This is a genomic window from Sphingobacterium sp. UME9 (assembly GCF_014170215.1).
Lineage (GTDB): Bacteria > Bacteroidota > Bacteroidia > Sphingobacteriales > Sphingobacteriaceae > Sphingobacterium > Sphingobacterium paramultivorum.
The window spans coordinates 693892-706587 of the sequence record NZ_LZZP01000003.1; the positions used below are offsets into that span (position 1 = coordinate 693892).

General features: G+C 35.6%; 14 protein-coding genes. 5 read left to right on the forward strand and 9 right to left on the reverse strand.

The features are described 5' to 3' along the window. The first annotated feature begins 90 nt into the window (after positions 1-90). From A9970_RS04310 to A9970_RS04320, 3 genes are all read left to right on the forward strand, one after another. Positions 91-879, forward strand: coding sequence for an AraC family transcriptional regulator (locus A9970_RS04310; RefSeq protein WP_182981439.1), 789 nt, complete (start codon positions 91-93; stop codon positions 877-879). Between the two features lie 14 nt (positions 880-893). Continuing rightward, positions 894-1712, forward strand: coding sequence for an SDR family oxidoreductase (locus tag A9970_RS04315; RefSeq protein WP_182981440.1), 819 nt, complete (start codon positions 894-896; stop codon positions 1710-1712). A 204-nt stretch (positions 1713-1916) separates the two neighbouring features. After that, on the forward strand, positions 1917-2744 hold the full coding sequence (locus A9970_RS04320; protein WP_182981441.1) for an SDR family oxidoreductase: 828 nt from the start codon (positions 1917-1919) through the stop codon (positions 2742-2744). 119 nt (positions 2745-2863) lie between these two features. Here the strand turns inward: A9970_RS04320 and A9970_RS04325 are convergent, their stop codons facing one another. From A9970_RS04325 to A9970_RS04345, 5 genes are all read right to left on the reverse strand, one after another. Further along, the gene (locus A9970_RS04325; protein ID WP_182981442.1) at positions 2864-3310 is read right to left on the reverse strand and encodes a nuclear transport factor 2 family protein; all 447 of its coding nucleotides are present in this window, start codon (positions 3308-3310) and stop codon (positions 2864-2866) included. A 5-nt stretch (positions 3311-3315) separates the two neighbouring features. Next, positions 3316-4134, reverse strand: a complete 819-nt coding sequence (locus A9970_RS28880) for an AraC family transcriptional regulator (RefSeq protein ID WP_182981443.1) — start codon at positions 4132-4134, stop codon at positions 3316-3318. Beyond that, complete coding sequence (locus A9970_RS04335; RefSeq protein WP_182981444.1) at positions 4122-4637, reverse strand: hypothetical protein; 516 nt, start codon at positions 4635-4637, stop codon at positions 4122-4124. Before A9970_RS04335 ends, A9970_RS28880 begins: the two co-directional genes overlap by 13 nt. A 176-nt stretch (positions 4638-4813) precedes the next feature. Next, complete coding sequence (locus tag A9970_RS04340; RefSeq protein WP_182981445.1) at positions 4814-5206, reverse strand: VOC family protein; 393 nt, start codon at positions 5204-5206, stop codon at positions 4814-4816. 247 nt (positions 5207-5453) lie between these two features. Beyond that, the gene (locus A9970_RS04345) at positions 5454-6221 is read right to left on the reverse strand and encodes a hypothetical protein (protein WP_182981446.1); all 768 of its coding nucleotides are present in this window, start codon (positions 6219-6221) and stop codon (positions 5454-5456) included. 254 nt (positions 6222-6475) lie between these two features. Here A9970_RS04345 and A9970_RS04350 point away from each other — a divergent pair, with 254 nt between their 5' ends. Next, positions 6476-7504: an LLM class flavin-dependent oxidoreductase gene (locus tag A9970_RS04350; RefSeq protein ID WP_182981447.1), complete on the forward strand. Its 1029-nt coding sequence runs from the start codon at positions 6476-6478 to the stop codon at positions 7502-7504. Here A9970_RS04350 and A9970_RS04355 read toward each other — a convergent pair whose 3' ends face one another. From A9970_RS04355 to A9970_RS04370, 4 genes are all read right to left on the reverse strand, one after another. Further along, positions 7505-8086 carry a Crp/Fnr family transcriptional regulator gene (locus tag A9970_RS04355; RefSeq protein ID WP_182981448.1) on the reverse strand — a complete coding sequence of 194 codons (582 nt, stop codon included), beginning with the start codon at positions 8084-8086 and terminating at the stop codon, positions 7505-7507. 554 nt (positions 8087-8640) lie between these two features. Further along, positions 8641-9459 (reverse strand): AraC family transcriptional regulator, encoded by an 819-nt coding sequence (locus A9970_RS04360; RefSeq protein ID WP_182981449.1) that lies wholly within the window; start codon positions 9457-9459, stop codon positions 8641-8643. A gap of 595 nt (positions 9460-10054) precedes the next feature. Continuing rightward, on the reverse strand, positions 10055-10639 hold the full coding sequence (locus A9970_RS04365) for a hypothetical protein (RefSeq protein WP_182981450.1): 585 nt from the start codon (positions 10637-10639) through the stop codon (positions 10055-10057). Positions 10640-10846: 207 nt separating this feature from the next. Further along, complete coding sequence (locus A9970_RS04370; RefSeq protein ID WP_201671231.1) at positions 10847-11857, reverse strand: AraC family transcriptional regulator; 1011 nt, start codon at positions 11855-11857, stop codon at positions 10847-10849. 365 nt (positions 11858-12222) lie between these two features. Between A9970_RS04370 and A9970_RS04375 the strand changes: the two genes are divergently transcribed. Then, the gene (locus tag A9970_RS04375; protein ID WP_182981452.1) at positions 12223-12378 is read left to right on the forward strand and encodes a hypothetical protein; all 156 of its coding nucleotides are present in this window, start codon (positions 12223-12225) and stop codon (positions 12376-12378) included. The last annotated feature ends 318 nt before the right edge of the window (positions 12379-12696 follow it).

Genomic DNA, 12696 nt, shown 5'->3' on the forward strand with positions numbered 1-12696 from the left:
TTTGGGACACTGAAATTGAGCTTTTAAAGAAACTGAATTAACGGTATTGGTCGTAATTTTGTATAAGTAAAAAATAATAGGGTGAATTGTATGACACAGCAAGAAGACATCTACGGAATACAGCGAGCTTGTTACACGAAGAGTAGCAAGGCTGGGGAACAATTCATCAAAGAACATGGTATTTCGTTTATTATTTCCGGTGAAATGGAAGCTTATGACGGAAATACCAAATATGTTTATCGTAAAGGGGATGTGATACTGTATCGAAAAAATGCATTGATTCGATTTGTAAAGTATCCTTACAAGGAGGAGGGTTTTAAGGCCGTTTCGGTAATTCTAGATGAAAACTTGCTTAAAAAATTTGCGGATGAAAATCACTTTATAGCTGATAAAAATATCAAAGAGAGCCTGTTTAAGCTAAAGAAAGATGCGATGATTGCCGATTACTTCCAAGGTTTGGAACATTGGTTCGGAAAAAACATAACTGAAGAATTTGCGATTGTGAAGAAATTAGAGATGATTCACCTTCTGCTGCTTCAGGATAATTCTCTGAGAGATGTGCTTTTTCATTTTGGCATTCCGGGAAAAATCAATTTGGAGGCTTTTATGAATACACATTTTCGGTTCAATGTACCTTTATCCCAATTTGCTTTTTTAACAGGTCGGAGTTTGGCGACTTTTAAACGAGATTTCGAAAAAATTTTTCAAACCTCACCCAATAAATGGCTGCAACAAAAGCGCTTGGATGAAGCCTACTTTTTACTTGAGAACAAAAAAATGAAATCAAAAGAGGTTTACCTGGAGGTTGGTTTTGAAACTTTATCGCATTTTTCTTATGCTTTCAAAAACCGCTTTGGTGTAAGTCCATCGACATTATAAAATAAATTTCACATATGAACAAGACCGTTTTAATTACGGGCTCTTCCACAGGAATCGGGAGAGCCACAGCCCTTCTTTTTGCCAAAAATAACTGGAATGTAATTGCTACAATGCGTAATCCAGAGGCAGAAGATGAGTTGAATCAACTGGAGAATGTATTGGTAACTCGTTTGGATCTGGAAGATATTCCTTCAATCCAACACAGCTTAGAAGCAGGTTTGCAGAAATTTGGAAGCTTGGATCTGTTGGTAAATAATGCTGCTTTTGGCCAATATGGAATTTTTGAAGCGTTGACACCCGAACAAATAGAAAAACAGTTTAAAGTAAATGTTTTCGGTACAATGAACGTGATTCGTTCTATTTTACCACAATTCAGACTACAAAAGAGGGGGGCAATCATCAACGTGAGCTCAGCCGGTGGTCGAATTGGCATTCCATTGATTTCAATGTATGTCTCTTCAAAATTTGCATTGGAAGGTTTTTCAGAAGCTTTATCTTACGAATTAGCTTCGCAAAACATCAGCATAAAACTTGTTGAACCTGGTGGTGTAGCAACTCCCTTTCACAAGACATCGGCACAGGCTTTTGCTGTGAATCCTGAATTGACAGATTATAACGAATTTAGTGAAGCTGCTTTGATAAAGCTCGGTCAAATGGGAGAAAATGTGTCTTCTGCAACACAAGTTGCGGACGAGATTTTTAGAGCAGCAATAGATGGCTCAGATCAATTCCGTTATAGTGTTGGTGAGGATGCAAAAGGCTGGATCAAAGATCGTACGTCAATGGATGATCTAACGTTTGCACGACATATGAGGAGCTTGTTTCAACTTTAAGCACAAAAGGGAATTCTAAAAGATAATTAATCAATCGGTCTTCCAGTTGAATCGGTAGCATTCATACTTTATGTATTAAAATAATCATAGCGTTATTTTTCTGAAAATGATATTTAACCGATTCACAATTTGTGAATTTCGAGTTGCGGGAAACAATGTATGAATTAATGCATAAACTATTTAATGAGAATAGAAAAAGATAGCATGAATAAAACAATTTTTATCACAGGGGCTTCTTCTGGAATTGGACAAGCTACTGCTTTATATTTCGCTAATGAGGGATGGAATGTGGTTGCGACAATGCGAAACCCTGAAAAGCAGAATATTTTACAAAATACAGATCATGTATTGGTTTTACCTCTGGATGTAGAGAATACAAAAGATATTCAGAATATAATTGACAAAGCCATTATTAAATTCGGGACCATAGATGCTCTACTAAATAATGCCGGCTTTGGGCAGCATGGATTATTTGAGGCCACGACAGCTGAACAGATTCAACGTCAGTTTGCAGTTAATTTTTTCGGTACATTAGAAGTTACGCGTGCACTGTTACCATATTTCCGTAAACAAAAAAGTGGCTGTATTATTACCATTACCTCTGGCGTTGGACGCGTAACAGTTCCTTTGGTTTCAACCTATGCAGCATCCAAATTTGCCTTAGAAGGCTTCTTTGAATCACTTTCATTCGAATTGGCTTCACAGAATATTAAGGTTAAAATCATTGAACCGGGAAACATTGCTACCAACTTTGAGCAAACTACAAAAGCAAATTTTGCGAGTGATGGATCCTTAACAGATTACAGCGCGTATTTGCAAGATATGGATGAAGTATTCAAAAGTATTTATAGCGGCGGTAGTTCAAGCACCAAAGATGTCGCTGCAGAAATTTTCAAAGCAGCTACAGATGATACGGCTATTTTGCGTTACGTGATTGGTTCGGATCTTCAGCCCCTTATCGATATTCGCAATGGAGGAACTGATGAAGCGTATATGAACGTCTTAAGAAATACATTTGTACCAAAGGGTTAATTGAGACTATTATCAATAAAATCCGAACAAACTAATTTTGTTCGGATTTTGTTGGTTTTCTTCTTTCGTTTCCTTTAGTTCCCGTCTTTGAATAATTAAAATTAAAGGTTTACTTCATTTTATCTGTTTTCGATCCAATCCACGAATAACTTTCGTTCTGCAAAAAGCCAATTTTCATTTTGCTTTATATAAGTATCATGGTATTTGATGGCTGCAACCATCAACTTTTGTTTGCCATCTTCAATCGTTAAATGATGGGCTATGCAGTACACTACACCGGTCGCATTATTACCACTTAGTTTTACGGAATTCTGTCCATTAAAGTGCATGGTGTTCATGTATGTATTGAGATTGTCAAATACAGGAAACAGATCTGCTCTGCTATTGATGACCTGTGATGGTATACCTGATTTTGGGTCGTAAAAAACTTCAAAATTGGTGTCTTCTATAAATAAAGCCATTTGACCTTGTGCATCTCTGGTATCAGCGCAGAAGGCATAATTATCTACTAATTCACGAATGGCTATGCGGTCCTCCGCTTCCAAAATTTTTTGTTCGTAGTTCATCGGTATTATTTTTTGATTTTTAAACTTTCAGTTGGAGTAACACCGTATTTATTTTTAAACGCTGTATAAAAGTGGGAGAGGTTTTCGAATCCTAAATCCAAATAGATATCCGGGGGTCTTTTATTGTCTTGATGAATAAGGCGATATGCCTCTTTCAGCCGCATTTCTTTCAGCCATTTAGCAGGAGAGAGATTAAATACTTTAATAAAATCCCGCTTGAATGCCGCAATACTTCTTCCTGTAAGTTTTGCAAAATTTTCTATGGGAACATTGTAGTGATAATTATGCTGCATAAAATCTTCGAGATCGATTTTGTGTGGCTCAGTAAAATCAAATAGTAAATTTTTAAAGTCAGGATTTACATTTAACAACAGTTCTATCGCCTCGGTAATTTTGGAAAAAATCATTTTGCTATTGCCGACTTCAGGTTGTTCCAAATAAGGAATTAAGGATTGAAAATAACTTTTCAGATAACTGTCAGGTTTTAATACCATGTTATTCTTACCCGAATACTTTTTATCACAGACAATATTGTTGATTGCCGCATATTTTTTTAAATCTTCTGTTTTCAGGATAATCGAAACAGCCTTGTATTCGTTATCAGTCGCAGTAATTTTTAGCGATTTGGCAAATTGATTGCGACGCGCCAAGAGCATTCTTCCTTTCTTCAGTACAAAAATTCCTTGCTGATGAAAAATATGAGTCTCCCCTGATAATTGAAAGGCTAGGATATGTTCGGATATAAATTGTTCATAGCCCCATTGATCTTTTGAGGTACATGAGTAAACAAATGAATTATCTTTTTGGGGTATTATTGTTTCCACGATATTGTATATTTTATCAACTGTTCGCGATAAGAATCATTCCTTGCTGAAGTATTGCTATCTACGATCAGTAGAAAAGCGGCAGTGACAATCAGCGTAACCGCTATTGCCCTCCAGGTAGCTGAAGCTGATGGCAAAAACATAAATAAAATTGCAGCTATAATTATAATTAGAGGCAATACTTTGAACACCGTTTTAAAATCACTTTGTGATTTTGTGGTACGTTCAATCTCTTTTTGAACAAAGCTATTCGCATTTGTGTTGTATTCTCTTTGAAATAATTCCAAACGGGGTTTATTTGCAGCATATAGGCCAATCCCTACAGCTACAAGAAAAAGACCTGAAACGATCAATGGAATCACATAAGCTTTAGCTGTTACTGTCTTTCCCCATAGAGCAAACCCAATTGCGCTAAAAAGGACGATAAGACTGAACAATCCAACGATCTTAGCGGAGAATAGTTCTGACTTCGTCCATTCGGTACTTAATTTTAATATTTCCATTTGCATTAATTTTGTAATACAAATTTCGCTTATTAATACGAATTACTACTTTCTGAAAGGATCAAATTTTAGTTTCTAAAAAGCTCCGTGTAAATCCTAATATGTAAGTTATTACTATGAATTAATTCATTATTTTGTAGCTTGCAATTCCCTAGCAATTAAATCTGTAAAATACGCTACCCAGTGGATTTCGTTGATTTTTTTTGCGCTTGTTGTAAGTTGAATACTGTCCCTGCTGGGTCAGTAATCCAATGCATATTTTCAGGTAGCTCTTCAATTTCATCACAGGTTTCCACCCCATTGGATAGTAAATATGCTGTAGCCTCTTCTACGTCAGGAACCGTAAGCTGTAACCAAGTTTCAGAATGTGTATAATTGTCGACACAGTCTAGCCATATAATATTATGACCGAATTTCACTTCACATGTCCGGGATACAGTTGGGTTGTCAATCGGCTTTTCCTCCACATTCAACTTTAAAACATCCCTATAAAAGACGACTGTCTTTTCATATTTGCTTTTAGGAATTTTTATGGCAATATTAATTCCTGCTTCAAATTTTGTGTTCATTTTTTGTGACTTTTGGTACTATACAAAGTAATCAAAAGGATAAATAAATACACTTATCTTATGGCAAGATTTGCATAATTATACAAAACATTATCATTTTATTCTTATTGATCAGGAGTATTTGTTGCTTATTTTATTTTAAGTTCTCCATTAAATTAGAAACAGGATTTGAGCTATTGTAATTAAAGTGTTAAGATTCAAAAGTCTAATAAGTTTCCTAAATTCAGCTAATAATAAGATACATTTCTTATGAGTGCCAAAGCGTAAAATCTGTTATTGATGTTGATCCTGGAGGCCCTATCCAGATTCTGGAAACATTTTCCGGACATCCAGGATCATAAAGTATAGTTGCTTTATCTCCTGTCTTTGGCAGATCGGCACGCTTCCATTGCCCGATTTTTTGTACCCAGCGGTCTACACCAGCCATGTCGGTGAATTTTACCGTAATTGTTCCGATAAGCCCCCCGGAGCTAGCGTCAATTTCTGGAATATCTGTAATAACCGCAATAGTTATTTTTCCATCTTTTATTATATTGGCCAGCATACTATGCCTTGCTGATTTACGTATTCTAAATAATATACCATTTATTAAAAGTAATCCGGCAATAACAGTCAGGATCGATGGGATAATCCATAATGCACCCTGCGCTGGCAAGGATAGTGCGCCCCACCACGCACCAACCGCAAACCCTGTGAAAAGAACAGTGCCGGATCCAATACCGGGAGATGAAAATAGTTTCCCTGTAAATCTACGGCTGGCTCCAATATGCACAAACAGGCCTAGTATTATAAATGGTAGCCCGGCAGCCATTCCAAAAATTGCTAAGGGAGGTTCATCTGAATTTATCATATCCTGCTCTAAAAAACCAAATATGGCCCGTGCTATAAATACAGCTCCTAATAAGATCATGGCATGACCGATAAAAATACCCACCAATGCTCCCTGTCTTCCCTTTTGTTTGACTATCAGCTGTTTGCCTGCTTCGATAGGATCTATTGTATTGTTATACTTCATTTTTATATGGTTAGCTTCCCCAAATAGATTTACGGTTGTTCTGTCTAAGTGTTAGGCTCTCAAATTTATAATAAAATACTTTAAAAATAATAAGGGTAGATAAAACTGAGCGAAAACCTTTGTTTGTTTTTAACATTATATGGTAGGTAATCGAATTCTTTTTTTTGATATAGATCAATGTTCTGATTAACAAAAAAGCGGAAATTTGAATAGCTTTTTAATAGACGGAAAATACACAGATTAAATTATTAATTATGGAAATTGGGATAGATAGTTTCATTGCTACCGGCGCTTATAATGATGGATTGCGCCCGGAAGAAAATATACAAGCGATGGAAACCTTATTATCAAAGATAGAATTTGCAGACCAAGTAGGACTGCATGTCTTTGGGTTAGGTGAACATCACCGAAAGGAGTTTTTGGATGAATCTCCAGCAGTAATATTAGCAGCAGCGGCAGCTAGAACAAAAAATATCCGCTTGACAAGTGCGGTTACAGTGCTTAGTGCAGCCGACCCTGTGAGGGTTTTTCAGGAATATGCTACTCTTGATATTATTTCCAAGGGTCGAGCTGAGATTGTTGCAGGAAGAGGCTCATTTATTGATGCTTTTCCTTTGTTCGGATTCAATACCCAGGATTATGATGCACTTTTCGAGGAGAAAATTAAATTACTTCTTGAAATCCGAGAAAAAGAAACAGTAACATGGAAGGGGAAATTTCGTCCTGAATTAAAGGATCAAGCTATTTATCCAAGACCAGTGCAGAGCCAGTTACCTATTTGGATAGGGGTTGGAGGAACGCCAGAATCATTTATACGTGCAGGTATACTGGGGCTACCATTAATGGTGGCAGTTATCGGAGGAGAAACTCATCGTTTCCGTCCACTGATAGATTTATATTATGAAGCTGGAGAAAAAGCAGGGCATTCTCGAGATAAACTTAAAGTAGGGTTACATTCTCTAGGCTTCGTCGCCGATACAACATCTAGAGCAAAGAATCTCTATTTTCCGGGATATCAGGAAATGATGGGCAAAATAGGTAAGGAGAGAGGGTGGTCTACTCCTACACGGGATATGTTCGAAGCTCAAGCTGATCATACAGGCGCTTATGTTATTGGAGATCCTGAAGAAGTGGCAGAAAAGATTTTACGACATAGCGAAGCATTAGGTGGTATATCAAGATTTACATTTCAGATGGATAATCCGGGACTCAGCAAAGATGATATTTTTAGAGCTATTGAATTAATCGGGACAAAAGTAATTCCTATTGTCAATCAAGCCTGATTATTTTTTTACAGCCCGGGATCGGATTCTGCTCAGCGTTTCCTGGGTGATTCCTAAATATGATGCAATCATGTGCTGTGGAAATCGCTGTGAAAATTCAGGGTAGCTGTCAATAAGCATATTATATTGTTCTTCAGCTGTCATACTTATGGCGGCATTGATTCTTTTTTGGCTTGCAAAAGAATAATTTTCATCCAATTGACGTGTGAGTTCATTCATGATAGGAAGTGAGAATACTTCGTCTGCAGCTTTTTTGGTTAAGACAAGTAAATCAGTATCTTCGCAAGCCTCAATATTGAAGGAAGAAGGACTGAGTTTTGTAAAACTCTCACGATCACCTACCCACCAACCTTCAATATAAAGGCTCAGGATGTGCTCGGTACCTTTAGAGTCTATACTGTATTTTTTCATGGAGCCTTTGATAAGAAATCCCATATAATTACTAGTTTCATTTTCCTGCAAAAAGAACTCTCGCTTTTTGAGTTTATGAGGAACAAAGTTATTTTTCAAAATCTCAATTTCATTGGGTAGTAAAGATCTTGAGACTCTTGAATTTATGTAATCAATTAAAGTGTTGTGCATTAGTTTGTTTTATCTAACTCAAAAGTAAATATAATGAAAATATAAATCCTTCATAAAATTATAGTGCAATCGTGATTGTTTATGATAATCTAAATTTGGAAATTGATTATTAATTTTATTTATTGATAATATAAGAAATATTGCCAATCCCCTCTAAGTTACTGAGTATTGAAATTTTGTTTGAATCAACACATTTTTTTGAATAATTTGTGATGGGGTACTTTGATTGTATATTGCAAATAGGTTGGATAAGGTCTTAGGAGGTTTGTATAATCGATCTACATAGAAGCTTACGGAATGCTCAATTTTAAAATTAGCTTCAACGAGCAAGTTGAATATTCGAATCATATGAAACCTTTCTTCCTGATTCTTAGCGGAAGGAATATACTCAGATTTGGCTAAGCTGGTTATATAAATTATCAAACGTTTTAACAGGACTAAAAGCATTTCTGACTGAATAAGATCAGAAGTAGTGTTTAATACGATCATTCATTATTGAAATCATTTTATTTCAAAAAATGTAGCGATATCAGCAGAATACAGTTTCAGCTATTTTAATTCCGGTACTCTGTAGGTGTAAATCCAGTCCTATTTTTAAAAAATCTCGAAAATGCCGAGACTGAATAGAATCCCAAGCTGTAGGTTATTTCTTTAATTGTTTTTTCGGAATACCTCAATTGATCTTTTGCTTCCTGTGTTAGACGGTTGTGAATGACTTCCGTTGCGGTTGTGTTTAAATGACGTTGACATAAAATATTCAGATAATTGGGAGAAACGATCAACTGACCTGCGTACCAGCTAGGTTGTTTTTCAATAAGAAAATTCTTCTGAACGAGATTCCAGAACTTTTTGAGAAGTGGTTTGGTATCCATATCCACTTTTTTTTCAATCAGATTCTCCGCTTCCTTTTTTAGAATTGCTGATAGAATATCCATGCGCAAATGAATCACCTGTCTTCTGGTTTCCTCATCTTTAAACAGGAGATCGCGTTCAATGTTTTCTATTTCACTATTGATGATTTCAAAGACCGGAGCAGATAATTGAAAAATCGGATCATAGTTGTTGGTTATAAATTTAAATTCATTTATTCCAGACAGCATTTCCAATACTTTGTTGCCAACCACAATTTTATGAGCGACTGTTTCCGGTCCAGTAGTCCAGCGATGTTTCTGACCGGGAAATAGGAAATGTAGCTGGTTCTTACCAATAGAATGGGGAATATCATTAATGAAATGCGTACCGCTTCCTTCACAAAAAAGGACGACTAAAAAATACGTACAGTTCAATGTTTTGTTGAATTCATCTACGCCTACTATCTGTCTATATGAAACTTGGTCATCTGCCAATTTTACCTCAGTTTTTAACTTCTCCATAGCTGTTTTAATTTTGTGATTTTAAAATATGAAATTCAGACTTTAGCAGAATCATACTTGATATCCGTAATAAGTTATTATCTAAGATATTTCAGGTGGTTTTTCTGATAAAATACTTGTTTTTCTGTATAGATAAATGGGGAAATCTAATGATCAAAAATAGATTTCTATCCCTTCATATTGTTTATCAAATTCATTACTATTGCTATCAATTTCATAACAATTGTAATTTTCCGAAAAAATGTTTGAAAAGAGGTATTCGAAATCATTCCAAATGTTTTGAAAATCGTGATTATTCCGTTTTTCTTCGTAGGCCACCTGTTGTCCACATACATTTAGCTTCGTGACCAATAAAACTCAGTTTATTTGTAGCGAACATATTTCGTTATAAATTTTGAAATCTTTGAGATATAATTTATAACTCTTATTTCTTTAAAACCTTTAATTTAGCCTGACTTGGTTGATAAAAGTTGGGAACACTTTTATGGTACAATAACCACGTTAACTTCAAGGCGTTTTAAGAGCAATCTTAAAACGCTTATTTCTATATTTATAGCATTTTATATTAGAATGCTAATCCTACAAATGCCACTCATCAATAATTTCGGTTAATCAATTGTTTGAAAAAATGATAGGCATTTGCTTCACTTACTCCCGCATAAATGGCGAGTTCCCTGCAGCTGAGATGTACAAGATTTTGACCGTATGCTTCATTTAACAGACAAAGCCGCTCTTCGGCAGATTTAAGTTCCTGCAGGAATGTTGATAAAAAGAATCCGCTTTGGTATACCATGTTAAGCTCATCATTGAACGCCATTTGAAAAGAACTGTTGTCGGCCATAAAAGGGTTCAGCTCATTAATTGGCAAGTATAAAAGGCATGTGGGTTCCAATGCTTTTACAATGGGGAACCAGGGATTGTGCTCAAATAACCATATTGTATCCGGCATAATAAATTGGATGAAACGTATATTGTTTCCATTTGAGTTATTTCTATGGTATTGTTTTAATAAACCTTCGGCAAGAAATACAAGCGAAGCGCTTGGTAGCTCACATTTCTGACCCGGCTTAAGGTAGAGCGATTTAAATTTGTTCAGCAATTGATATTGATTGATAAAGGGATAAAGGGGGCTCGAGTTAAGGTATTTCTTTAAATAATTAGGATTTGGAATCTGTTTCATTTCAAAATGATCAATTTAAGTCGTGAATTTCCCTAAAGGAGTAATAATAAGTGTTCGGTCTTATCAATTGATCAGGCAGCATTTGTAGCTGATCTTCCTTTAATAAATCAAAGTTAATTTTCGGGAATGGCTAAGGAAAGGCAAATATTGACAACTTTTGCTTCATATTATGGAAAGTTGTCAATATTTTCCAATCTAGGGTTGGGACTAGATTTTTGCCTCTGGGAGGAATTTTCGATACGCTTTTCGAAATGTACTTTCGTCTTTGAAACCTACCATTTGCCAGACTTCTTTAATGGGTAACAGTTTTTGCTGGATAAGGTCTTTGGCGTGTACCATCCTAACCCATTGACAATAGGAATAGGGCGTAACATGATAGCTTTTCTTAAATTTTCGCCTAATGGTGTGTTCCGGTAGGTTTATGCCGGCAATGATTTGGCGCAACGATAAATCTGGATCAGCGTAATTGTCATCGATATACTTTTTAAATTCATATATTTTGATATTTCCAGAGTTAATCAGCTGCTGCTCATGATAGCCGAACCCCATAATGAGGTAAGTGCTGAAAAAACTTTCCCGGGCAAATATGCTATTGAAATCAAACTCGCGCACTTTCAATAGAAAGTCAAATATATGTGCATCAATTGATCCTGCAGGGAGGACGTCATAAGGTAAGTCTGAATCCAAAAGCTGTTGGATAAGCTGGTTCAGCTTACCGAAATCTTTGGTGACCTTTAACAGCCATTCGGGCACGAAAGATATGACGACCAGGACCGTTGTACCTGCGACACATTCAACTTCATAAATGCCATCCTTTTCCATAGCAAAATGAAATGAAAGATCTTTTTTTGTTGCCATTTTACCTTCGGAGCCCGAGAACATGATGTCATTGTGCATGGCGAAAGTTAAGAAGATACGTTGCGCAAATAGTTCATATTTAATGGTAAAAGGCAAATCGCTGTCAAGCTGAAAATTTTCTATAAAAAATAAATCTTCAAATCCAAGCTGCTGCCCGATTAGCCTAGCGTTTTTGAATGTGTATTGTATTACACGCTGAGCAGAATTTAGCGGATATAGGATGTCTTCAGGAAGCTGTCCTGTAATATCCTCCGTTATGGGAGCTTCTTGAAATAATAGTTGGTACTGGCTAATCATATGAACTTTACTGCTAAAAGATGTTATAATAGTATCTGATCCGTCTTTTTGGATAATTTTCAACCTGTGTTGTTTGTAATCGATTGGTTGTTTGTGTTCTGTGTTTTTATGATTTGTCGGAAATTTAGTTACGTTAATACCCGTAAAATTATTTCAGTTTATCTACTGATTATATTCAAATTCATTCCTTTTATTATAAAAATCATTTCAGAATTGCGGCGGAAGTTTTCGCTCGAAGCTGTACTTGAAAAATTTAGATACAATAATCGTCCCGCTATGAAGAACCTGTGCTTGTATACCTGTGGGATTGTACAGGTAAAAGAGATAATTGTGTAGGCTTTTTAAATTATAGTCCTATTTCTTGAAAGATTACATATTTATTTTTGCGTACAATAAACCAATAAATAATTTATAAGTAATAAAATTTTATGAATCAGGAAAATCAAGACAGAAAAGTGTATTTAGTACCAACAATTTCAAGTTTCACAGTTGAATTAGAACAAGGTATTGCAGCAGGCTCAGGAGAATATATAGGAATCTTAAAGACTGACGATGCTCAGTCCTTCACGGAAGATCAGGGCTAGTTTTGACCCTATAAAATGGAAATTTGCATTTTTATATACGGAAGACGCGGGCCTTTTGAGGGTGCTAAAGACCACATATTTAGCTGCGTAACTAATAATTAAACACAAATATTTAGATTAATAACTTATGGATAAGGAACAACAATTAAAAAAAGAGTATTTAACACCAAAAATTTCAAGTTTCACAGTTGAATTAGAACAAGGTATTGTCTCTCTTCTTTAAGAGGGGCGTTTTTTATAAGAAAGACCAGAGAAAAAATCATGTTCAAAAATATCCCCAGCATATTATTCAAATATACCGGGGATCTTACATGTTAA